The organism is Polaribacter haliotis (assembly GCF_014784055.1).
Lineage (GTDB): Bacteria > Bacteroidota > Bacteroidia > Flavobacteriales > Flavobacteriaceae > Polaribacter > Polaribacter haliotis.
This window is the reverse complement of record NZ_CP061813.1, coordinates 222,123-248,562: the sequence shown is the minus strand read 5'-3', so window position 1 is coordinate 248,562 and position 26,440 is coordinate 222,123. Positions and strand designations below refer to the sequence as shown.

The window sequence follows — 26,440 nt, the reverse complement described above, 5'->3', positions numbered from 1 at the left end:
ATTCTTTTACAAAGGTCTAATGTGGGTTCGTCAAAACATGACGTAGTTGGTTTTTAATTTTTATATTTGATAAAAAAAGATGGCTAACTATTTTATTTCCTTAAAAATTCAATTACTAATACAATATGTTTACGATTATAACTTTCCACCCAAAGAACAAATTATAGATTATTTGGCTGATAAAGATTTAGAGGTTTCTTCGAGAACATTAGACAGATATTTTGCAAGAATTAGGGCAGATTTTGGAATTGAAATTTCTTATAATTCTCTGAAGAAAGGGTATTTTATTGATGAAGAAAAAAGTGTAAAAGTAGCGTCTTTCTTTAAGTTTTTAGAGATTATACAAGTGGCGGATATTTTTTCTAATAGCTTAAAGGACAGTAATAAAATTTTAGAATACGTAAGTTTCGATGATTCTACAAACTTTAAAGGAATAGAAAATTTAAAAGATATTTTATTAGCAATTAAGCAAGAGAAAGAAATAGATTTTATTCACGAAAACTACGAAAAAAACTCAAAAAAGAAGTACACAATTACCCCATTAATCTTAAAAGAATATTTGAATAGATGGTATGTTGTTGGCGCTATTAATGAAGGTAATGAAATTAGAACTTTTGGTATCGATAGAATATCAAAAATAGAAATAACCAATTTATCAACCAAAAAAAGAGAAAATTACACAGAAAAATTAGAGAAATTTAAACACACTGTTGGGTTAACTTACTGGGAAGGAGATCCTGTAAATGTAAGTTTGTTAGTAGATGAACTGCATGTAAAATATATGCGAAGTCTTCCTTTGCACCAATCGCAAGTAATCTTACCTAAAAATAAAGATAATAAACACCAAGTAAATTTTTATATTTATCCGAATTACGAATTTATGACTCAAATTTTAAAAATTGGAGCAGAAGTAGAAGTTTTAAGCCCAAAACATTTGAGAGATGAAATTATTAGTATGTTAAAAGCAAGTTTGAAAAATTATAATTAGTTTGTTTTTATTTGCTTTTCTTTGCCAAAATCAACTAAAAGAAGTTAAAATCTTACACCTATACTCCACCCCAACGTCACTAATACCTTTATTTAAAAGGAATAATACATATTGTATTGGCAAATAGATTTGTTTTCCTTTAGTTTCCTTAAGTAGTACTTTCTTTTCTTTTAGAAAATAAACTACTACTTAAGGAAAAAAAAGTATAGTCTATTTTAGTATTGTCGTATAAATTTGTCTATTTGAAAAACTCACTCAATAGTTTCACTTGAAAATCTCCAACTACTTTTAAATTAGAACTTGCATTCATCAATACCAATCCATAGCCTAAATGCGATAATTTACAATCTTGAATAATTTCTTGTTGTATGGCACTGTACACAAGTTTAAAATGCTTTCGAATCTCAATTCCTGATGATTTTGCTATTTTAATTGCTAATGTAACTGCTTCGGAAATTTGTGTTGGTGTCAATCCTTTTTGTAAAAAATCACTTGCTAAATGATTCATTTGTAAATTGTAGTAAAAATCCATAAAATTACGTATGCTATTAGCTGTATCATATTCTTTGGTGTATAGAATTAGTTCCATAATAATTGTTTTATTTATTTACAGTTTGCTTTTCCCTTAAAAATTGTAATTTTTTGAATAAATCTTCTTCTTCCTTTGTAATATTTTTTGGAAGATTTATGGTTAGTTTTACTAACAAATCTCCATATTGTAAAGCCTTTCCATAAATTGGCATTCCTTTACCTTTCAGTTTTAAAGTTTTACCTGTTTCACTTTCTTTAGGGACTGTAATTTTCACAATTCCTGTAAGTGTTGGAATCTCAATTTTGCCACCAAGAATAGCTGTGTATAAACCTATAGAAGTTGTGTATAATAGATTGTCGTTTTTTCTTTCAAATCGATTATCTGGTTCCACTTTTAAAATGATATGCAAATCACCTCTGTTTCCGCCTTTAAAACCTGGTTGTCCTTTTCCTTTTATTTTTAATTGTTGTCCATCATAAGAACCAGGTTTTATAGTGATTCTTAAATTATCAGTATTAATTTTAAACGTGCGTTTACTTCCTTCGTAGGCTTCTAAAAGTGTAATTGGCATTTCTGCCTGAATATCTCCTCCAGATTGAGTTCTTTGTTGACCTCTTGCTGATTGCCCACCACCAAACATATTTTCAAAAAAGCTTGAAAAATCTTCTTCAGAACCTTGTTGACCATAAAAGTTGGGTTCGTTTTGATTGTAACGTTTTTACTGATTTTTCTGTTTTGCATATTCCTTCCAATCATCTCCTGTATGCTGATATGCTTTCCAATCTGAACCTAAAGCATCGTACTTTTCTCTTTATTTCGCAACACTTAAAACACTAATTGCTTCATTAATTTCTTTAGATTTTTCTTCAGCACTTTTGTCATCAGGATACAAATTAAAAAAGCTAAAAAGTATCAATAAAACTTTAAAACAAAGAATTTTAATATTTACTGCTCAATATTTAAAAAAGTCAAAAGTCCTACCAATTCAATATTAAATTTATTGACTGTAAATAAATCTATAAGACTTTAATATAATATGCTTAATTGAATGAATTAACTTTGAGTGCAAAATATAATTTTTACATATTTATAATAGTAGTAATCCTTTTTTAGCCTCATATTTATCAAAAACATAATAAAAATACACACATCAATTATACATCAATTTGTTAAATACGAATATAAAATATTTAGTTAAATATCTAAAAATCAAATTATTAAATTAAAAAAATACTTTCCACAAACTACTACACTCTTATTTTTAACATAACAGACTATATTTACAAACACAAATAATATCAAATTATATTTCAATATGAAAATAAAGATTTTTTGCTTGTTTTTTTGTTTAACTATAGGACAAGTTGCTTTAGCTCAAAAAAAAATAGAAGGAGTTGTTACCGATAAGAATAGCATCCCTTTACCTGGTGCTAGTATTATTGTAAAAGGTACAACAACAGGAGTACAAACCGATTTTGATGGTAATTTTTCTTTAAAAGCTAAAAATGGAGAAGTAATAGTTGTACAATATCTAGGTTACGCCACAAGAGAAGTTCTAATTACTACAGAAACAAAGTATAAAATTATACTTCAAGAAGAACAGAATAGTTTAAGTGAAATTGTTGTAGTTGGTTATGGTACTCGTAAAAAAGCAGTTCTTACTAGTTCTGTTGTAAGCATTAAAGGAGAAGAATTAGCAAATGAACCGGTATTAAATGCTACACAAGCATTACAAGGCAAAGCGGCTGGTGTGCAAATTATTGCTTCTGATGCTCCTGGCCAAGCTTCTAAAGTAATCATTAGAGGATTAGGAACTGTTTTAGGAAATGAAAACCCATTATATGTTGTCGATGGTATTTTAACAGATAATATTAACAATATTAATACATCTGACATTGCTACAATGAATGTATTAAAAGATGCATCTGCCTTGGCTATTTATGGAAATAGAGCTTCAAACGGAGTTTTAATAATTACAACTAAAAAGGGAAAGAAAGGGAAAATTAAACTAACGTTTGACACTTTTACTGGTGCAAGAACTATATTAAGTAACGTGAAGTTAGCGAACTCAAATGAGTTTATTACTTATAGTAACGAAGCTATTTTAAGAGATTTACAAAGAGATGGTGACCCTACCAATGATAACGATAAAAGTGATTTTATTTTATCTGGCCAACCATATAATACAAACTGGCTAGATGCAATAACAAGAGTTGGTAGAGTATCTAATTATAATATATCTGCTTCTGGTGGGTCTGAAAAAATTAGAGGTTTTTTTAGTGCCGGTTTTAATAAAGAAGAAGGTATTTTAAAAGGTAATGATTTTAGTAGACTAACGCTTCGTAGTAATATAGATTATGATCTTAATAGTAAGTTAAAGTTTTCTAATAGTATAAATGTACAGTTAGCGAATTCAGTTCCTAAAAGTTTTGGAGCTTTTACAACGGCTTATAAACAATCTCCAATTGTACCTATTAGAGATGAAAATGGGGCTTATGGTTCTTCTATTGGAATTAATAATGTTGGTAATCCTGTAAAAGATTTAGATTTTCAAGATGAAAAGCAACGTTATTTTAAAGTACAAGGTTCTTTTAAAGTCGACTATAAAATATTAGAATCCTTATCTTATACTTCTGCTTTCTCAATAGAAACAGAATATGCACGTTTTCATAATTTTCAAGATAGACTGGGTTCTTTTTTAGCAAATAACCCATCAAATTCAGAACAACTTTATTTTAACGGAAATGCAGATAGAGAAAAAACATTTTTATCTGTAACACATACTAACTTCTATCATTGGTTTATAGACAATTACTTAACCTACACTAAAACATTTAATGAAGTGCATAATGTAAATGCAACTTTAGGAATGAGTTCAGAAGAAGATAGATCTGAATTTTTATCTGGTAGCGCTGTTAATGTGCCAACAAACAATAGTTTAAGGTATAATTTAAGCACTGGTGATGATAATGAAACAAGATCATCTTCTGGTGGTTTTAGTCCACATAAACGATTAAGCTCCTACTTTGCAAGAGTAAATTACGATTATGATAATAAATATCTCTTAAGTGCTTCTTACAGAAGAGATGGTTCAAGTCAATTTAAAAAAGGTTTTAAGTTTGGTAACTTCTATGCTGTAAGTGCAGGTTGGGTGTTAACAAATGAAGCTTTTATGAAAAACTCTTCTTTCAATAAGTTAAAATTAAGAGCTGGTTATGGAGAATTAGGAAACCAAAATGTGCCTTTACAAATTGTAACTTTATCTACAGGTGCTGGAGGTTTCTATCCTTTTGGGGCTAATCAAAACCTTAATCAAGGTACAACTATATCTTCTACTTTAGCAGAAAATTTAAGTTGGGAAACTACAAAAGAATTGAATTTTGGTGCTGAATTCACTTTATTTGACTACAAGTTAAGTGGAGAAGTAGATTTTTACATCAAAAAAACTTCAAACGCTATACTTCAAATAAAATTACCAGACGTTTTTGGAATAGACCCATATTTAGATCATATAGGTGAAATAGAAAACAAAGGAATAGAAACTACTCTTAATTGGCAAGACGAAATTAATGAAAACTTAAAATATAATGTAGGCTTAAATTTTGCTTTGAATAAAAACAAATTAACAAAGGTTACCAACCCATATTTTAATGAGTCTATTGGAGGAGATTTAGGAAACGGGCAATACACAAAAAGAGTTAGAGTAGACCAACCAATAGGTAGTTTTTTCTTATACGATGTAATAGGAATAGATGATAAGGGAGAATTTGTATATGATGATGTTAATAATAACGGAATTACAGATGAAGGAGACAGAAAGTTTATGGGATCTTTTATTCCTAAATACAATATCGGTTTTAATTTTGGTTTAAACTATAGAAATTTTGACTTGGCAGTGGATACATACACAAGTTTAGGAGCTAAAGTATATAATGGTAAAAAAGCACAACGTTTTGGAAACGAAAACATAGAGCAATCTGTATTTAATAATCGCTGGACTTCTGGTAGACCAAGTAATACTGGATCTAGAGCTTTTAATGAAGTGCCTTTATCTTCTAATTACTATTTAGAATCAGCAGATTTTTTTAGAATCAATAATATAACTTTAGGATATACATTAAAAGAAAATACTACTAATTTCTTTAACAGAGTAAGAATTTACGCTACTGCAAAAAACCCCTTAATTATTAAGAAATTTTCTGGATTTACACCAGAATTACCTGGAGGAGCATTAGGAAACGCTGGTATAGAATTAGGTGCATACCCTACATTAAGATCATTTTTTATAGGAATTAACACATCATTTTAAAAATTAAAAAAAATGAACAATAAAATAAATAAAAATTTAAAATACGTTGCTTTTGCAATCTTATTACTATCATTTTCTTGTAGTGAAGATTTTTTAGATGTTGAAGCAACAGCAGAAACTGAAGAGGCACTAACAGCAGAAAAATCTGTTGAGCTTGTTAATGCAGTTTACAATAGATTTCTGCAATGGCAAATGAGTTCTTTTTCCTGGAATGGTTTAACAAGCATTACTACAGATGATGCAGATAAAGGAAGTAGCACTGGAGACACTGGAACTGATAAAGACATTTTAGATGCAATTGCTTTCGATCCAACAACAATTTCTATTGGAGAAGTTTGGAGTGAACATTACAATGCAAACCAGCGTATTACACAAGCTATAACTCGTATCCCAGAATTTGATATCGATGAAAAACTAAAAACAAGATTAATTGGTGAAGCTAAATTTTTAAGAGCATTAATATATTTTAGATTAGTAAAAACATTTGGCGGAGTACCTTTAATTTCTGATAAATCAGATTTTTCCAGCCCAGATATTTTAAAAAGAGCATCTAAAGAAGATACTTATCTTTTTATAGAAAATGACTTACAAGATGCTATAAACTCATTACCAGAAAAAAATGAATACGCGGCTGCAGATCTCGGTAGAGCAACAAAAGGCGCAGCAAAAGCATTATTAGCTAAAGTAAGCATGTATCAAAATAAATGGCAAGAGGTACTTACATTAACAAATGAAGTTATTACATCAAAACAATACGATTTAACAACCAACTACGAAGATATTTGGAAAGAAATTGGAGAAAATAATACAGAATCTATTTTCGAAATTCAAGCTAAAGGAGGAGATGCTCCTACTGCAGGAGTTCAAGGATATAGTGTAACTCAAGGAGCCAGAGGCGATGGTGGCTGGGGCTGGGGCTTTAATACACCTACAGAAGATTTAGCCAACTCTTATGAACCAAATGATGCCAGAAGAGATGCCACTATTATTTTTAGAGGAGAAACTTTATTTGATGGCAGGTTAGTACCTAATACTGTTACAAATGCAATGTATAATCAAAAAGCATATTCAAGCGCAAATTCAGATGCTTGGGAAACAGGAAAAAACATAAGAATTTTACGTTTTGCAGAAGTTTTATTAATGAATGCTGAAGCCGCTTTAGAAGTTGGTGGAGATGCTGCAACACCTTTAAACAGAGTAAGAAAAAGAGCTGGTTTAGATGACGCTACTGTTGTTGATAAAATGACAGTTTGGAAAGAAAGAAGACATGAATTAGCTTTTGAACACGATCGTTATTTCGATTTAGTTAGACAAGGTCGCGCAGGAGTAATTTTAAGAGCTCACGGAAAGAATTTTATTGATGGGAAACATGAGGTTTTCCCAATACCACAAGAACAAATAGATAAAAGTGGAGGAATTCTAACTCAAAACCCAATGTATTAAAAATTAAAACTGATAAAATCATGAAATTTACAGAAAACATAAAAGTACAATATATAATAAGCTGTTTTTTATTTTTAGCAGTAGCTTTAGGCTGTACAGAAACTGCTATTGATCCACCACCACCAGATGTAGAAGCCATATTTGAGCGTCCTGTAAAAGAAATTCCTTTTGAGGAGTTATTAGATGAAGTACAACAACGTACATTCAATTATTTTTGGGATTTTGCAGAACCAATTAGTGGTTTAGCAAGAGAACGCTCACAAGAAGAAGCTTTAGATGGGGAATCTAAAAGAGTTATTACAATGGGAGGCTCTGGTTTTGGTCTTTCTGCATTTCCAATTGCAGTAGAAAGAGGTTGGCAAACAAAAACTAAAGTAATCGAACGTTTACAAAAAGTGCTTACCTTTTTAGAAGGAGCAGAAAAATACCATGGTGCATTTTCTCACTGGTATTTTGGTGATACTGGTATTACTCGTCCATTTAGCGCACAAGATGATGGAGGAGATCTTGTAGAAACTGCATTTTTAATACAAGGTTTATTAATTAATAGAGAATATTTCTCTGGAAATAATGACGATGAAAAAGATATTAGAGATAGAATTACCGCTATTTGGGAAGGAGTAGAATGGGATTGGTATGCAAGAAATGAAAAAATAATAACATGGCATTGGTCTAAAACTCACGAATTTGCAATTAATTTAAAAGTAAGAGGTTGGAACGAAGGATTAATAGTTTATGTTTTAGCAGCCTCTTCACCTACACATTCAATTGATAAAGAAACATATATAAATGGCTGGGCTTCTAATGGAGCTATGAAAAATGGAAATACTTATTTCGATATAAAACTTCCTTTAGGACCACAAAAAGGAGGGCCTTTATTTTTCTCTCAATATTCTTTTATTGGTCTAAATCCAACAAATTTAACAGATCAGTTTGCTAATTATTTTGAACAAAACAGGGCACATTCATTAATTAATTACAATCACTGCAAAGAAAATCCAAATGGCTACAAAGGTTATGGAGGAGATAGTTGGGGATTAACTGCAAGTGATGATTTTAATGGTTACGCAGTGCATGAACCAGAAAATGACATTGGCGTTATAACACCAACAGCAGCATTATCTGCTTTTCCATACACTCCTGTAGAATCTAAAAAAGCGATAGAATACTTCTATTATAAACAAAATGCAAAACTTTGGGGAGATTATGGTTTTTATGATGCTTTTTCAGAAACCAACTCATGGTATTCAGATGGTTATTTAGCTATTGACCAAGGACCAATTGTTTGTATGATAGAAAACTACAGAACTCAATTACTTTGGAATCTTTTTATGCAAAATCAAGAAATTAAAGATGGTTTAACAAAATTAGGTTTTACATATTAATATTAATCATCATTTAAATTTTAAAACGTAAAATATGATTTTAAGTAAGACTTTCTTTTTTTCAAAATTGAATATTATAATCGTATTTATCGGAATAATATTATCTGTAAGTAGTTGCAAACAAAACGAGAAAAAAAGTGCTGTTAGTCAAAAAATTTCTTTTGAAAACTTATTAGATACTGTTCAAAAGAAAACGTTTAATTATTTCTGGGATTTTGCAGAAGAAAAAAGTGGTCTTGCAAGAGAAAGATCTCATGAAGATGCTTTTGATGGAGAGTCTAAAAACATAGTTACAACTGGTGGTACTGGTTTAGGTATTGCTTCTTTTCCTACTGCAGTTACAAGAGGTTGGATAACAAGAAAAGAAGCTATAAATAGATTAGAGAAAATCTTAACATTTTTAGAAAAGTCAGAAAAATATCATGGCGCATTTTCTCACTGGTATTTTGCAGACTCTAATAAAACACGTCCTTTTAGTGATTTAGATGATGGTGGAGACATTGTGGAAACCGCACTTTTATTGCAAGGGCTTCTTATTAACAGACAATATTTTTCAGAAGAAAATACAACTGAAAACCAAATTAGAAATAGAATTACTGCTATTTGGGAAGCTGTAGAATGGAACTGGTATACACAAGGTAAAAAAAGTATTTCTTGGCATTGGTCTGTAAAAAATGGCTTTAAAGCGAACCTACCTGTGAGTGGATGGAATGAAGCATTAATTGTCTACGTGTTAGCAGCTGCATCCCCAACTCATTCCATAGACAAAGAAACCTATACAAATGGTTGGGCAAGAAACGGAAACATGAAAAACGGAAAATCTTTTTATGACTATAATTTGCCTTTAGGAGAAGATTTTGGAGGCCCACTATTTCTATCTCAATATTCTTTTTTAGGTTTAGACCCGAGAAATTTAAAAGATGATTTCTGTGATAATTATTTCGAGCAAAATAAAACTCATTCATTAATCAATTATGAATATTGTAAAGAGAATCCTAAAAACTTTAAGGGATATAGTGAAAACTCTTGGGGGTTAACAGCCAGTGATAATTACAATGGATATTCTGCACATAGCCCAACAAATGATTTAGGCGTAATTACACCAACTGCAGCTTTATCTTCTTTTCCATACACACCAAACGAATCAAGAAAGGCTTTAGAACATTTTTATTACAATTTAAATGATAAAATTTGGGGTAAATATGGTTTTTATGATGCTTTTTCAGAACAACAAAATTGGTTTTCTAAAGGATATTTGGCCATTGATCAAGGACCAATTGTGGCAATGATAGAAAATTACAGAACACAACAACTTTGGAATTTATTTATGAGTGACACAGATGTAAAATCTGGATTAAAAAAGTTAGGTTTTTCAAGCCCGAAAATTTAAAATCATTTTATTCTAATGACTAAAATCAGCAAAAAAACAGAATCCACCTCTCCTACTTTTATCAATTCTAACATAGAAGAAAAAGTAAAACAACTAATGTCTGAAATGACTTTAGATGAAAAAATAGGGCAAACAGTTATGTATGCTAGTGAAATGGATGTTACAGGACCTGTTTTAGATGCAAATTATTTAGAATATATTAAAAAAGGAGAAGTTGGAGCTGTACTAAATGCTTCAGGAGTTTATTACGTTAGAAAGATTCAAAAATTAGCCGTAGAAAACTCTAGATTACAAATTCCATTACTTTTTGGTTTTGATGTAATTCATGGTTACAAAACTATCTTTCCAATTCCGTTAGCAGAATCTTGTAGTTGGGATTTAGATTTAATGGAAGAAACTGCACAAATAGCAGCTACAGAATCTTCAGCAGCAGGTCTACATTGGACTTTTGCTCCTATGGTTGATATATCTAGAGATGCAAGATGGGGCAGAATTGCAGAAGGAGCTGGAGAAGATGTCTATTTAGGAAGCCTTATAGCAAAAGCAAGAGTTAGAGGTTTTCAAGGAGATTTAGAGTCAACCAATAATATTTTAGCGTGCGCAAAACATTTTGCTGGTTATGGTGCAGCACAAGCTGGTAGAGACTATCATACTGTAGATATGTCTGATATTGAATTAAGAAACACACATTTACCCCCTTTTAAAGCTGCATTAGATGAAGGTGTTGCAACTTTTATGACAGCTTTTAACGAATTAAATGGAGTACCAGCAACAGGAAATAAATATTTGTTAGATACAATTTTAAGAAAAGAATGGAACTTTAAAGGTTTTGTAGTAACAGATTACACCTCTATTACAGAAATGATTGCTCATGGTTATGCAGAAAACTTAAAGCATGCTGGAGAAATAGCAATAAATGCAGGTTCAGATATGGACATGCAAAGTGGCGCTTATAAAAATCATCTAAAAGAATATTTAAACGAAGAAAAGTTAGATGAAGAGCGATTAAATGAAGCTGTTAAGAGTATTTTAAGAATGAAATTTAAATTGGGTTTATTTGATGATCCATATAGATTTTGTGACGAAAACAAAGAAAAACAACTCATTTTATGTGAAGAACATCTAAAATCGGCTACTGAAGCTGCAAAAAAATCTGTTGTATTATTAAAAAATAAGGACAGGGTTTTACCATTAAAAAAAACTTCTAAAATAGCACTTATTGGCCCTCTTGCAAATGACACACATCATATTTTAGGTACCTGGGCAGCATTTGGTCGAGAAAATAAAAACATCATCAGTATAAAAGAAGAGCTCGAAAATAAAAACATCGACTTTAAATATGCAAAAGGATGTGAGGTTTTAGAGGAAAACAGAGAAGGTTTTCAAAATGCAATTACTATCGCAGAAAAATCTGATGTGGTAGTAATGGTTATGGGAGAAACTGAAAATATGAGCGGAGAAGCTGCTTGTAGAACCAACATAAAACTACCAGGCTTACAGCAAGAATTAATTGCTGAAATAAAAAAAACAAGAAAACCTATAATATTAGTTCTAATGAATGGAAGACCATTAGATCTTTCTTGGGAAGATAAAACTGTAGACGCCATTTTAGAAACTTGGTTTTTAGGTACAAACTGCGCTACTGCAATAACAGAAGTACTTTATGGTGCTTACAATCCTTCAGGAAAATTAACCGTTACTTTTCCAAGAAATGTTGGTCAAGTTCCTCTTTTTTACAATCAAAAAAATACTGGTAGACCCACCAATGTTCCAAATGCAGACCCAAGATATACCTCTAAATATTTAGATGTAGCAAACAGCCCCTTATACCCTTTTGGCTATGGATTAAGTTACACAGAATTCACATATAGCAAAGTAACATTAGACTCCAATACTCTTTTTTCTAATTCATCTATAAAAGCATCTGTAACAATTACTAACACTGGTGATTATGATGGAGAAGAAATAGTGCAACTTTATATAAAAGATGTAATTGGTAGTATTACAAGACCTATAAAAGAACTGAAGGGTTTTAAAAAAATAACTTTAAAAAAGGGGGAAGCAAAAACGGTTCAATTTGAAATAACAGCAGAGCTTCTAAAATTTTACAATCAAGAACAAGCTTTTGTTTGTGAAGAGGGTGAATTTCAACTTTTTATTGCAGGAAATTCTGATCATCAATTTACAAATACATTTTTTTTTAAATAATTAAACTCGAATATTAACCATTAAATTAGATACTTATGAAAAAAATAGTACTTCTATTAGCACTTATTTCTTACAGTGCTTTTAACGCACAATGTGCAGACCCAGTTATTACAAATTTTGAATGCTCACCTCCTTCTTACACATCTTTTGGAGCATTAACTTCTGTAATAAACCCATTTTCTGAAGATATTAATACCAGTGCAAATGTTGGTCAATACACAGATGATGGTACAGCAGCTTTTGATAATTTAACTTTTGATAAAGGAGCTGCCATCGATTTTTCAACAAATAATATCTTAAAATTTAAAATATATTCTACAAAATTAGTTCCATTAGTAGTAAAATTAGAAGGTGGAGCAACTTCAACACCTTTAGAAACACCTATAACAATTGATGTAACTGGTTCTTGGGTAGAATATACCGTAGATTTAAGCAGTCAAAGTGCAGAAGATCATCAAAAAATAGTTTTCTTTTTTAACTTTAATAAAACTGATGGAACTGCTACTGACATTTATTATTTAGATGATATTAGATGGGAAGCAGCTACTACAAGTACAGACCCAATTGTAACAGATTTTGAAAGTACGAAGCCTTCTCAAGGAGGTTTCCCTAACAACAAGTTAACCATAGTATCTAACCATGTTTCATCTGGTATTAATACTACTGCTTCTATTGGTAAATATAAAGATGATGGTACTAATGGTTTTGATGGTTTAATTTTCGACTATGGTTCTGCTATAAATTTAGCTACAAATAATATTTTAAAAATTAAATTATATACTCCTACATCTATTCAAATTTTGGCAAAATTAGAAGGTGGATCAACTGCAAGAGAAATATTTTCTCCTTTCAGTATAGATAATGGGCCTGTTAATTCTTGGATAGAATTTACTTTTGATTTTAGTGCATATGCAAACAACGCAAGTGGAGGCGATGGAAATACAAAAATAGTTTTATTTGTAAACGCAGCTGTAACTAGCGGAACACCTTCAGACATTTATTATTTAGATGATATTATTTGGACTAACAAAACCACTTGGACAGGAACTGCGAGTACAGATTGGTCTTCTCCAGGAAACTGGAATGGAGGTGTACCATCAGCAACATCTGAAGTAGTAATTCCCGATGTAGCAAACGACCCAATTATTGGTGAATTTACTTCTACTGGAGCAGTAACAGGTAACATAACAACTAACAATGTACTAACAATTGCTAGTGGAAGTTCTTTAATTGTAAACGGTATTGCTACAGGAGAAGTAACTTATAAAAGAAATCTTATAACGCCTGCATTAACTGGTGATGCTGCTGCAGATAAATTAGCAGGTTGGCATTTGGTAGGTTCTCCAGTAAACGGACAAGCCTATAATAACTCGTACGCAAATACAAATATTATTGCAACTTCTGGAACAAAAAGAGGTATTGCAACGTATAATAATGCTCTAGCATCAGGTAATTGGTCTTATTTAGAAAATAATGATAGTAATAGTGGAACTTTTGCAACAGCAACTGGTTATACAATGAAAACTACTATGTCTTCAGATGTATCATTTACAGGAACAGTTAATACTGTTGGAGTCGATAAAGGAATTACTGTTGGCGCTGGTACGCCCTTCAATTTATTGAGCAACCCTTTTACTTCTTATATAAATAGTGGTTCTTTTTTGAATTTAACTGCAAATTCAGATAAACTTACAAGCAAAACAATTTGGGTTTGGAATTCTTCAACAAAAAATTATGATGCTAAAGTTTCTGGTGATGCTTTTAAATTAGCTCCAGGGCAAGGATTTTTTGTAAGCAGCTCTGCTACTGGAGATGTAACTTTTGAAAAAAGTATACAAAGTCATGAAAGTACAGGTATATTTTTAAGATCTGAACCTAAACCAAAAGTTGAATTGAATATTACAGATGGAACTCTTAACAGGTATGCAAAAATATACTACAATGCTTTAGCTACTAAAGGTTTTGATAATGGTTTTGATGGCGAAACTTTTGGGGGTGCTAAAAATAAATTTGATGTATTTACACAATTATTAGAAAATAATCTAGGCAAAAATTATCAAATTCAAGCTTTACCTAATACTAATTTAGAATCTAATATAATTCCTGTAGGAATTAAAGCAGAAGCTGGAAAAGAAATTACTTTTTCCGTTAAAGCATTAAGCTTACCTTCTAATATTAAAGTGTTTTTAGAAGACAGAATTACTAATACATTTACACGTTTAGATGAAGATAATAGCAATTACAAAGTTACTTTATCTAATAATTTAAACGGAATTGGTAGGTTTTATGTTCATACAACTCAAAGTGCGTTAAGTGTTGCTAATGTAACTTTAGAAAGTATAAGCATCTATAAATCTGATGCAAGTAATTTAAGAATCGTTGGTTTACCAAAAGGAAATACAAGTATTAAACTGTTTAATATTCTTGGGAAACAAATAATGAATTCTTCATTTGAATCTAATGGAGTAAAAGACATTACTTTACCAAAAACAGCAAATGGAATTTATATTGTTCAGTTATTTACAGAAGCTGGTCAGTTAAACAAAAAAATTATTTTAGAATAATTAACGAGAATTAAAAGACAATATATCATGAAAAAACAAACAGAACTTACACAAGATACAGCTCAAGAAATTACTCGTAAAGATGCTATTAAAAAAATAGGAAATTATGGTAAATATGCTGCTTTAACAGCTTTAGGAACGTATCTAATTTTAAACCCACAAAAAGCACAAGCTGCAAGCCCCGAAGCTCCTGGCACAGGGTTTTAATAAAATAATATTTAATTACTTGAACGCCTCGATTTTATCGAGGCGTTTTATTTTAAAAAAAACTATATATTTATAACTTTCAACAATAAATTTCTTAATTTTTATATGCATAGATACCTTCTATTAATCTCCCAGAAAAATATTTTTTTTATTTTACTTCTTTTTTTAAGCTTTTGTACAGTAGCACAAACGTTACATTCAGATGTAACTAATTATTCTATTAACCAATACAATGCAGAGAATCAAAATTGGGGAATAGACATAAACGATAAAGGTGTAATTTTTGCAGCAAATAACAAAGGTCTTTTAAAATACAATGGGCAAATCTGGAAACTTTATCAACTGCCCAATAAAACTATTATTAGATCTGTTCTATGTTCTAATGATAGAATATATACTGGTTCTTATGAAGAATTTGGATTTTGGAAAAAAGATGAATTTGGCGATTACAAGTACACTTCTTTAATTCCTCTTTTTGATAAAAATCATCAATTTGCAAATGATGAATTTTGGCAAATTATAAATTATAAAAACAATATTATTTTTTGGTCATTTAGTGGTTTGTACATTTATGATGGAGAAAAAATAATTACAATTAATGATAGTGAAAACATTTTAAACTCTGTTGTATACAAAGGCAAACTAATTGTTACGAGCTTGCAAAAAGGATTAAGAGAATTAAAAGGAAATAAGCTAATACCACATAAATTATCTGATGATTATAAAAAAATAAATCAGTTAGCTACAATTAACGATAAGTTGTTTTTATATGATGAAGATAAAGGAGCTGTAATATATGCTTCTAATAAAAAAACAAACATCTCTAAAGAGTTGAATAACCTATTAGAAACATCTGTTTTAAATAAAGTTTCTTTTATAAATAGTAATCAACTTTTATTGGGTACTATAAAAAATGGAGCACTACTCTACTCTATTAATGACCAAAATATTGAGGTAATAAATGTAAAATCTGGCTTACAAAACAATACAATTCTAAATCAAAAAGTAAGAAAAAATAATATCTGGTTGGCATTAGATAATGGTATTGCCAAAATTAAAGTGAAAAATTCTAATAAATTCTATAAAGATTTTTCAGGCACAATAGGTACTGTTTATGATATGGCATACCTTAAAAGTAAATTATATATAGCAAGTAATACTGGTCTCTATACTTTTGTTGATAATAAGTTAGAATTGGTAAAAAAAACAGAGGGGCATATATGGGATTTATTTATTGTTGATGATTACTTAATTTGCTCACATAACTTTGGAACATTTATATTTAAAGATGAAAAATTAGTTTTCAGAAATTCTAACAATGGAGGTATTTATACTTCCAAAAAGGCAAAAAAAATTAAAAATGCATTTCTTCAAGGCACATATATTGGGCTAAATCTCTTAAAAAAAGAAAATAATATTTGGAGTTCTCAAATTGTTAAAGACATATCATTCCCTGTTGAAAATATCGAATTTGAATCCGATTCGATAATCTGGGCAACACACCCATATAAAGGAATTTTCAGAATTAAATTAAATAACGATTATAGTGCTGTTACTAATATTGAATCGTTTGGGGAAAATGAAAATTTTAAAGATTATAAAACAAAAATTTTTACAATTCATAATACTATTGCCTTCTATAATAATAAGAAGTGGTTTACTTACTCTAAAGAAAATAATAGTATAGAAGAGTTTAAAGAACTACAACAATTCAATGGTAAAAACTTTATTGGCAATGACAAAAATGGTTTATGGTTTATAGACCAAAACAAAGATGTTTTATACATAAATAAAGACAATAAAAGAGTTTCTTATATTAATTCTTCTCAAATAAAGGAAAGACTACTTATTAATTATGAAAAAATAATTATAAGAAACGATTCTTTAAGATTAATTAATTTGAATGATGGTTTTACGCAATTCAATTTAAAAAATTACAGTACCAAAAAAGAGGAAATAGAGATACCAGAAATAGAGAGAATATATACTCAAAAAAATAGTTTTTCCACTCAAGATAGTATTTTAAAAATTCCTTACAAAGAAGCAAAAATTATTTCTTTAGATTTTTTTACACCTAATTCTTATGAGAATAAGAACTCTTTTTCTGTTACTGGGAGAATTAATTCTAATGGAACTGTAGATAATGGGCAAATTAAGCTTCAAAATTTAAAATATGGTAATTATACCATCAATATAATAAATGAAAATAGTGATAGTACTAATGACAATCAGAAATCAAGAAAAATATTTTTAGAAGTTTTACCTCCTTGGTATTTGTCTATTTGGATGAAACTTTTATACTTTTCATTATTAATAGCTTCTTACTTTATTTTTAGAAAAGTAAATAATTTAAAATTTAGAAAAAAACAAATTAAAATTCAAAAAGAACTTGTAAGAGATACACAAAAGAAGATTCATAAAATTGAAAAAGAGAATCTTAAAAAAGAAGTAAATAGTAAAAAAAGAGTATTGGCAGCAATAACAGCTTCAATTATAAAAAAGAACGAAATTATTATTATTTTAAGAAATGAACTAAATAGATTATCGAAAACATTCCCAGATCAATATATATCAAAAAAGTTATTAAAAGTAGCAAATGAATCTATCAGCAACAACAGAGATTGGAAAATGTTTGAAGACAGTTTTAATGAATTACATGAAGATTTCTTTAAAAAATTAGTTTCAGAATACCCTAAACTAACAAGTAAAGATTTAAAACTTTGTGCATACATTAAAACTGGGCATACTTCTAAAGAAATTGCTCCTTTAATGGGAATTAGTTTAAGAGGTGTAGAATTGCATAGATATCGATTGCGAAAAAAAATTAACCTTACAAAAAGTAAAAGCATTTTTGATTTTCTAATTACCATCTAAAAGCTAAAAAAACAACGTATTTACAACACATCAACAATACATCATTATGTTAAAAATAAAATAATTACTATTTTTAAAACACTGTGAAACAGTGTTTTAGATACTATTTTTATTTACAACCAAGTACTACAGTTTAATTTTAAAACACTTACTATAAATTTACGAGATAATTTAAAAACTCATCTCATGAAAAAAATTTTACTTATAGTTCTATTCATTTCTTATAATACTTTTGCACAATGTGTAGACCCTACTCTTACAGATTTTGAATGTTCTGGCCCATCTCATGGAGCCTACCCAACAACTTTAACCAAGGTAGCAAACCCATCTGCAACAGGAATTAATACTAGTGCAAATGTTGGTAGATATGTAGATAATGGAACAGAAGGTTTTGACGCTTTAGTTTTCGATTATGGAACTGCTATAGATTTATCTACAAATAACTTTTTAAAAATAAAACTTCATACTCCTAAATCTATTCAAATTTTGGCAAAATTAGAAGGTGGCACATCTGCAAGAGAAGTTTGGTCTCCATTTAGTATAGATGAAGGTCCATTAAATTCTTGGATAGAATTTACTTTCGATTTTAGTGGTTTTTCAGATAATTCTACTGGAGGAGATGCTAACACAAAATTAGTATTATTTATAAATGCTGGAAAATCTGACGGAACAACTTCAGATATTTATTTTTTAGATGATATACAATGGACTTCATCTGCAACAGCTGGCATTAACGATATTGCTTTAGAAAAAGAAATAGTAGCATTTCCAACAATTACAAAAGATCTAGTGAACATTAAAACAACTGGTAATAACATTCAAAATGTTAATGTATATAATATCAGTGGTCAAAAAGTAATTCAAAATAAAAACATTAACAAACAAGAATATTTATTAGATGTTTCTAAATTAAGTAAAGGTATCTACTTTGTTAAAGTAAAATCTAATAACAATGTTAAAGACATTAAAATAATTAAACAATAACAATTTATGAAAAACGTACTGTTGCACCTTAAAAAATATACTGTTTTATTGTTAATAGTATTTAGTTACTCTTCTTGTGAAAATGAATTAGAGAAATTTCCAACAATTACCTTTACACCATGTGAAGATACTAATGTTGTTGTAAACCCTAATATTATTAATGACTTCGAGTGTCAGTCTAATATTGTGTTAGCAAACGTAGAAGTTGTTAGAAACCCTGCTGAAATTCAAATAAACAAAAGTCTTTTTGTAGGTAAGTATGTAGATTCTGATGTTGTAGGTGAAGATATTTCTATAGATTTAGGTACAGCAATAGATTTTGCAAATTTTGCTATTTTTAAAATTAAAATTAGAACAAAAGAAGAAAGTAAAATTAATGTAAGATTAGAAGGTGGTAAAACAGGCGCAACTAGCCTAGAACAAAATATCAATGCAGATAACGGCTGGCATGAATATACATTCGATTTTAGTGCTTTTTCTAAAGAAGAACATAATAAATTAACTTTAAGTTTTAACGCAACCAATAATGCTGCAGTTTACTATTTAGATGATTTATTTTTAGACACCTCAAAAAATATTTGTGAAGGTGTAGATAAAGATAAAAGTATTGTTAACGATTTCGATTGCCAAAAAAATGTAGCTATTCCAGAAGTAGAAAAGATATTAACACCTAACAAATCTACAGTAAATGAAAGTGATTTTAGTGGGAAATATGTAGATGAACTTGGTGCTTGGGATGCAGTAATAATAGATTACGAAGAAGCGATTGATTTATCTACAAACAACATCTTTAGCATAAAAGTATATGCACCTCTTGCTGGAACCTTAAAAGTAAAATTAGAGGGAGGAACATCTGGCGCAGTTGAAAAAGACCAACAAGTTGTTGCTGGAGAATGGAAAGAATATACATTTAACTTTTTAGATCAAGCAACAGAAAATCATACTAAAATAGTACTGTTTTTTAATGCTGGTGTAGATACAAATGGTACAGATGAATACTTTATAGACGATTTAAGGTTTACAGAAGATCCTTGTGCGAATACAATTTCAGATGCATCAATTTTAAATGATTTTGATTGTCAAATTAATAGAAACCCTGAAGGTAATGTAACAACAAAAGTTGTAGAAAACCCAAATAACAACGCCAATAACAAGAGTTTAAACGTTCTTAAAGTAATAGATGATGGAACAGCTCCTTTCGATTTTTTAATTTTTGATAATACAGAAGCAATAGACTTAACATCAAAAAATATCTTGAAAATTAAAGTTCATTCATCTAAAGCTGTCCCATTATTAGCTAAATTAGAAGGAGGAACTTCTGCAGCAAGCGAAATTTGGGGAACAATAGATGTTGTTGGAGATTGGAAAGAATATAGCTTCGATTTTAGTAGCCAAGCAAACAAGAAACATAACAAAGTAGTTTTCTTTTTTAATGGAGGACAAAATGATGGAACAACAGAAGATATTTATTTTATAGATGATGTAAAATTTGTAGAAGCAAATACAATATCTTGTACTGGTGTTGTTGCAGATGAAACAATTGTAAGCGACGCAGAATGCCAGCAAAATTATTCTATTGAAGGTAACGCTGCAACTATAGCTGTAGATAACCCAAACAAATCTGGAATTAATAACAGCGCAGCCGTTTTAGAAGTAAGAGATGATGGTACAAATGCTTGGGATCATTTATTATTTAACTTCGGTAAATCTATAGATTTATCTACAAAGAACATTTTAAAAATTAAAGTCTTATCAACCAAAAACGTGCCTCTTTTGGCAAAATTAGAAGGTGGTACTTCTGATGTAAACGAAATTTGGGGTGCAATAAATACAACAGGAGTTTGGACAGAATATACTTTCGATTTTAGTTCACAAGCATCAAAAGATCATCAAAAAATAGTTTTCTTTTTCAATGGAGGAGAAGCAAATGGAGCCAACCCAGATATTTATTATGTAGACGATATCAGATGGGAGTAAAACCATTGCCCTTATAATACAACCATTACATAACTTTTAATTAAAACAAGTTTTTACTTATCTACAATAAGATAAAGCGATGTAATGGTTTATTATACCCAAAAGAAAACAAGTTTAGATACAAAAAACATAAAAATGAGTAGTTCTCCACAAAATCATCAACCTGTAAAAAAAGATAGCAAAATTCCTTTTTTACAATTAGCAGCTTATGGTTTTGGCGGAATTATACCCATAGCATTATTTAACATTGCAGGGCAGTTAATGGGGCTTATTGGAAACATTAGCATGGGTTTAAGTGCTCTTTGGCTTGGAGTTATTCTAATTATACCTCGTTTATGGGATGCTATTTCAGACCCAATTGTTGGGCATTTTTCAGATAATATTAGAACACGCTGGGGAAGAAGAAGACCTTTTTTATTAGTCGGTGGAATTGCAGTTGCCATTAGTTTTGTATTAATGTGGTGGATTCCTGATGGTGAATTGGTTCATGAATGGTTTCCTACAGATGAGAGTTTTAAATGGTTTCAATTAGGTTATATCCTTTTTTGGCTTTTAATATTTTTTACAGCTTGTACAATTTTTGAAATTCCTCATGGTGCTTTAGGTATGGAAATGTCTAATGATTACCATGAAAGAACACGGTTATTTAGCGCAAAAAGTTTTTTAGGAAACCTTTTTGCAATGAGTACTCCTTGGCTTTTTGCATTAGCAAATATGGAGTATTTTAAAGGTGCTGATGGAAATGAAGCAGATGGAATGAAATATGTTTCTATGTTAGTAGCTGTTATCTTAATTCCGCTTTCTTTTTGGTGGTTTTTTACTGTAAAAGAACCTGGATTTAAAAAAGTTGAAAAACAAAAAAAGACGCCATTTTGGGGAGATATTAAGCATACCTTTAAAAATAAAACATTTATTAGATTAGTAGCTATTGTTTTTACCTTGGCAATGGGTTTTAATTTTGTGAATTTACTCGGCTATTATATTCCTATTTATTACATTTTTGATGGAAACAAAGAAGTAGCTGCTACCCTATTAGGAATCAATGGAACTGTATGGGCAATTACAGGTTTACTTGCAGTTTTTCCTTTAAATTGGTTAAGTCCTAAAGTAGGTAAAAGAAAAACATTACTGATTGCAATTGGTTTAATGTTTTTGGCTCAATTGTCTAAAATTGTGTGCTACAACCACGAATTTCCTTATTTAATAGTAATTCCAACCATTTTATTATCTATTGGAATGTTGTTCTTTTTTACTTTAGGTTCTTCTATGGTAGGTGATATTTGTGACGAAGATTATTTGAAAACAAATAGAAAATCTGAAGGTAGTTATTATTCCATTTTTTGGTGGTTTATAAAAATGGGAACTGCATTAGCAAGTTTTGTGGCAGGTTTATTAATTGTTTTTACTCAATTTGATGAAACACAAGTGATAAAAGTAGATGATTTTAAAGGTTCCATTAATAAGATTGAAAAAAATATCGCATTCGTTAAAGAATCTCAAGATTTAACTTTTTTAGAATATCAGAAAAACTTAAATACACTTTACAATGAAAATTTAACTGATGTTGATGATTATCTAATAACTCTAAATAATTTAGAAAATAAAATAGCAGAAAATCCAGAAGCAAGTAAAAGCGAAAAGAACTTCAAAAAAGACCTTTATGTAAATGCTTCAAAAGATATAGTAAAAATAAAAACTACTTTAGAAAACCAGCATTCTATTTTAGATTATAAAGAAGTAAATTCAGAATTTAAAAGGGTTGCTAATCAAAATATTTCATCTTTTTCAAAAATTGAGCTTACCAAAGCCAAATTAAATGGTGCATTATTATTAGACCATTTAGAGAAAGAAGCTACAACAAATAAAAATAGTACAGAACACTATAAAAATCTGGTTACTAATTTATCAGAAATTAATCATCAACTTAAAAATTTACAAACAACCAATTTAGATGAGTTTTACGCAGCAATTAAAGATATAAAACTGCAAGTAATGCCTCTAAACCAACAATCTCCTTACACACTTTTAATGATGAGAGCTGTAGAAATTGGGTTGCCTTTAATTCTTTGTATTATTTCATTCTTATTCACTTTAAAGTACCCATTAACAGAAGAAAAGTCTTTTGAAATTAAAGCTGCAATAGAGAAAAGAGAGCTCGAACAAGAATAAATGAACATCTAACTTTAAAAAAAAATACACAACAATACAGGTTATGGCTTTAAATAATTATTTAAATATAGAAAACTCAAAAGGTCTTTCTTTTCAGTTTTTAGAGAACGGTTTAGTTAAAAGTGTAAAAGCGGCTCCCATAAGAATTAGCTTGAAAGAAACATCATTATTTTCTAAAGCTGGCGCAAATTTATATTTAAGAAAAAAAACAAACGGTTATTCATATAAAGCAATTTTAGGACCAGAAAGCAATAGTACTTTTACCATAAATGAGAACACTTTTATTGCGGAAGGTACTTGGGATACTATTTCTTATAAATGTACTTTACAATTATCTTCTAAAAGCTTAAGCTGGCAGTGGTCTTTAGAAACTAAAAACACTTCTAACACAGTTTTAGAATTAGATGTAATTTACATTCAAGATGTGGGTTTAAAAGAAGTATCTGATGCTTTGGTAAACGAATATTATGTTAGTCAATATTTAGAAAGACGTATTTTAGAAGACACTAATTATGGCACTGTTGTTTGTTGTCGACAAAACTTTAAAGCAAGCACAGAAACGCCTTGGTTACTCTTAACCTGTAAAAATACTGCAGAATCTGCAAGTACAGATGGTATTCAGTTTTACGGAAAAAGCTACAGAGAAACTGGTATTCCTGAAAGTTTATTGAAAGAAAAATTAGACGGAGAATGTTCTGGAGAATTAGCTATTGTTGCTTTACAAGAAAAACCATTTCTGTTAAAAAAGGATGAAACTCACCATAGTGTTTTTGTTGGTAAATATGTTTCAAATCACCCAGAATCTACAACCGAAAAAGATTTAGATCTTTTATCTGATGTTATAAATGAGTTTGAAGAGAATACCATTCATCAAGAAAAAGAGGGTTCTTTTAAACCCAGCAAAAATATTTTTAATGCGGCTACTTTTTTACCTGTTCATAATTTAGATTTAGAGGAATTAGACCACTATTTTAGTAAAGAAAAACGTCATTTAGAATATAAAGGTGATCAATTGCTGTCTTTTTTCTATGAAGAAAATAATCATGTTGTATTAAAAGAAAAAGAAATTTTAGTAGATCGACCTCATGGACATATAATGCAAGCAAAAGCTGGTTATACTCCAGATGAAAGTATCGTTTCTACAACTTCTTATGCATGTGGTGTTTTCAACTCTCATATAACGCAAGGAAACACAAATTTTAATCGTTTTTTATCTCTTTCTTCGAGTCAATTTAATTTAGAAGTAGAAACCGGACAAAGGATTTTTATAGAAATTGAAGATAAAAAATATCTTTTAGGCATTCCTTCTGCCTTTGAAATGGGCTTAAATTATTGTAGATGGATTTATAAATTTAAAGAGCATTGTTTTCAAATAAGAACTTGGACGTCTAAAGATGCTCCACAAGTAAATATGGACTTTAAAGTTCTGAATGGTTCAAAAGTAAATATATTAGTTACCAACAATTTAGACGAAGCTATAGATTGGAAAATTCAGGAACTGAATCCACAAGAATTTGTAGCAAAACCAAATAAAGAAAGCCAAATAGCTAATAAATTTCCAAGCTCTCAATTTAGAATTCGCCTACAAAGTAACGAAGTAAATTATAAAATTACTGGTAATGAAACGCTGTATGATGATGGAAAAAAACATGGTGGTTCTTTCTTTAATATTTCAGTAAAAGAAACTTCGAATTTTTGCATTAGTTTTTTAGGTGAAGTTGTTAAAGGTTCTAACTTTGTTGCAATAAAAAACACAGATATACAATTTGCTTTAGATTGTAAAAACGCTAAAGAAGATTGGAATCATTTATCTTCTAACCTTTCTCTAAAAGGAAATGACAAAGATATTTCTGTACTACAAGAAATTTTACCTTGGTATGGAGTTAATGCACTTACACATTTATTAACACCACATGGTTTAGAGCAATTTGACGGTGCTGCTTGGGGAACAAGAGACACAACACAAGGGCCTTTTGAATTGCTTTTATGTACAGAAAAATACGATGAAGCAAAAGAAATATTAAAAATTATATTCTCTAATCAAAATACAGATGGTGGTTGGCCACAATGGTGGATGTTTGATAGTTTTTCTGAAATTAGAGCAGGTTCTTCTCATGGAGATATTCATCATTGGTGTATTATTGCTTTAGGAAACTATATTAAAGCAACAGGAGATGCAGAAATTTTATCAGAAATACTTCCTTATTATAATGAAAAAGGGACAGAAACTGTTGAAAAAACATCACTTTTAGAACATATAGAAAGGCTTATAGATATGCTGGTAGATTCCTTTATTCCTAATACTTCTTTTGTGCCTTTTGGTGGTGGAGATTGGAATGATTCTATGCAACCTGCAAGCAAAGATTTGGCAGAAAAACTAATTTCTAGTTGGACAGTTGAATTGAATTATCAAGCATTTTCAAACTTTACAGAAGTATATCAATTAATTGGAGACCACAAAAAGGAAACACGTTTAAAAAATATTTGCGCTAATATAAAAGCAGATTTTAATAAATACTTAATTAAAGATAATATTGTTGCTGGTCATGGTTTAATAGAAGATGATAATAGCATTAGTTTATTATTACATCCTTCAGACACAAAAACGAATATTCAATATCGTTTGTTACCAATGATTAGAGGAATTATCAGTGGTATTTTTACAAAAGAACAAGCTCAATTTCATTTGAATTTGATTGAAAAACATTTAAAAGGACCAGATGGCGCACGTTTAATGAATCGTCCTCCGAAATACAATGGAGGAATTCAAACCATATTTCAAAGAGCAGAAAGTAGTAGCTTTTTTGGTAGAGAAATAGGTATTATGTACATGCACGCACATTTACGTTATGCAGAAACTCAAGCAAGAGTTGGTAATGCTACAGCATTTGTAAAAGCTTTAAGACAAGCAAACCCAATTGCTTATAATGAAATTGTTACTTGTGGAGATTTTAGACAATCTAATTGTTATTATAGTAGTTCGGATGTTACGTTTAAAAACAGGTATGAAGCTGATGAGCGTTATGAAGAACTAAAAGAAGGTAAAATAACTTTAAAAGGTGGTTGGCGAATTTATTCGAGCGGACCAGGAATTTATATGGGCCTTTTAGTTTGGCATTTATTAGGTCTTCGAACTGAATATGGAAAAACAATTATAGACCCTGTAATTCCTAAAAACTTTGACGGATTATCTGCCTCTATTCAGTACAAAGGATATCCTTTAACTATTCATTTTTCTGTAAAAGAAGAGGAATATCATCCAAAGAAAATAACAGTAAATGGTAAAAATATTGATATTATTTATCAAGAAAATCAATATAGAAAAGGTGGTGTATTAATTAATACTTCTAAATTTATAGAACTACTAAAACAAGATAAAAACGATATAAACATTCAGCTTTAACCTTAAA

At 29.8% G+C, this 26,440-nt stretch carries 15 protein-coding genes; 13 read left to right on the top strand and 2 right to left on the bottom strand.

Annotated features, from left to right (window positions below; all coding sequences use genetic code 11):
* Positions 1–79 precede the first annotated feature (79 nt).
* On the top strand, positions 80–988 hold the full coding sequence (locus H9I45_RS00770; protein WP_088355079.1) for a helix-turn-helix transcriptional regulator: 909 nt from the start codon (positions 80–82) through the stop codon (positions 986–988).
* Positions 989–1,226: 238 nt separating this feature from the next.
* On the opposite strand, the gene H9I45_RS00765 is transcribed toward H9I45_RS00770, so the two are convergent.
* Complete coding sequence (locus H9I45_RS00765; RefSeq protein ID WP_140422773.1) at positions 1,227–1,577, bottom strand: hypothetical protein; 351 nt, start codon at positions 1,575–1,577, stop codon at positions 1,227–1,229.
* Between the two features lie 10 nt (positions 1,578–1,587).
* Complete coding sequence (locus H9I45_RS00760) at positions 1,588–2,160, bottom strand: J domain-containing protein (RefSeq protein WP_088355081.1); 573 nt, start codon at positions 2,158–2,160, stop codon at positions 1,588–1,590.
* 675 nt (positions 2,161–2,835) lie between these two features.
* Between H9I45_RS00760 and H9I45_RS00755 the strand changes: the two genes are divergently transcribed.
* The 12 genes from H9I45_RS00755 (at position 2,836) to H9I45_RS00700 (ending at position 26,433) form a co-directional block, all read left to right on the top strand.
* Positions 2,836–5,829 (top strand): SusC/RagA family TonB-linked outer membrane protein, encoded by a 2,994-nt coding sequence (locus tag H9I45_RS00755; protein ID WP_088355082.1) that lies wholly within the window; start codon positions 2,836–2,838, stop codon positions 5,827–5,829.
* Between the two features lie 12 nt (positions 5,830–5,841).
* Positions 5,842–7,272, top strand: a complete 1,431-nt coding sequence (locus H9I45_RS00750; protein WP_088355083.1) for a RagB/SusD family nutrient uptake outer membrane protein — start codon at positions 5,842–5,844, stop codon at positions 7,270–7,272.
* Positions 7,273–7,292: 20 nt separating this feature from the next.
* Positions 7,293–8,657: a glucoamylase family protein gene (locus H9I45_RS00745; RefSeq protein WP_088355084.1), complete on the top strand. Its 1,365-nt coding sequence runs from the start codon at positions 7,293–7,295 to the stop codon at positions 8,655–8,657.
* A 34-nt stretch (positions 8,658–8,691) separates the two neighbouring features.
* Positions 8,692–10,047, top strand: coding sequence for a glucoamylase family protein (locus tag H9I45_RS00740; RefSeq protein ID WP_088355085.1), 1,356 nt, complete (start codon positions 8,692–8,694; stop codon positions 10,045–10,047).
* A 15-nt stretch (positions 10,048–10,062) separates the two neighbouring features.
* Entirely contained in the window at positions 10,063–12,255 is a 2,193-nt protein-coding gene (locus H9I45_RS00735) for a glycoside hydrolase family 3 N-terminal domain-containing protein (RefSeq protein WP_217896867.1), read from the top strand.
* 35 nt (positions 12,256–12,290) lie between these two features.
* Positions 12,291–14,819: a T9SS type A sorting domain-containing protein gene (locus H9I45_RS00730; protein ID WP_088355086.1), complete on the top strand. Its 2,529-nt coding sequence runs from the start codon at positions 12,291–12,293 to the stop codon at positions 14,817–14,819.
* 27 nt (positions 14,820–14,846) lie between these two features.
* Positions 14,847–15,026, top strand: a complete 180-nt coding sequence (locus H9I45_RS00725; RefSeq protein WP_088355087.1) for a hypothetical protein — start codon at positions 14,847–14,849, stop codon at positions 15,024–15,026.
* A 105-nt stretch (positions 15,027–15,131) separates the two neighbouring features.
* Positions 15,132–17,900 (top strand): helix-turn-helix and ligand-binding sensor domain-containing protein, encoded by a 2,769-nt coding sequence (locus H9I45_RS00720; RefSeq protein ID WP_088355088.1) that lies wholly within the window; start codon positions 15,132–15,134, stop codon positions 17,898–17,900.
* 186 nt (positions 17,901–18,086) lie between these two features.
* Positions 18,087–18,884, top strand: a complete 798-nt coding sequence (locus H9I45_RS00715; protein WP_140422774.1) for a T9SS type A sorting domain-containing protein — start codon at positions 18,087–18,089, stop codon at positions 18,882–18,884.
* Between the two features lie 6 nt (positions 18,885–18,890).
* Positions 18,891–20,861 carry a carbohydrate binding domain-containing protein gene (locus H9I45_RS00710; RefSeq protein WP_140422775.1) on the top strand — a complete coding sequence of 657 codons (1,971 nt, stop codon included), beginning with the start codon at positions 18,891–18,893 and terminating at the stop codon, positions 20,859–20,861.
* Between the two features lie 135 nt (positions 20,862–20,996).
* Complete coding sequence (locus H9I45_RS00705) at positions 20,997–23,030, top strand: MFS transporter (RefSeq protein ID WP_176397597.1); 2,034 nt, start codon at positions 20,997–20,999, stop codon at positions 23,028–23,030.
* Between the two features lie 43 nt (positions 23,031–23,073).
* On the top strand, positions 23,074–26,433 hold the full coding sequence (locus H9I45_RS00700; protein ID WP_088355091.1) for a GH36-type glycosyl hydrolase domain-containing protein: 3,360 nt from the start codon (positions 23,074–23,076) through the stop codon (positions 26,431–26,433).
* Positions 26,434–26,440 lie beyond the last annotated feature (7 nt).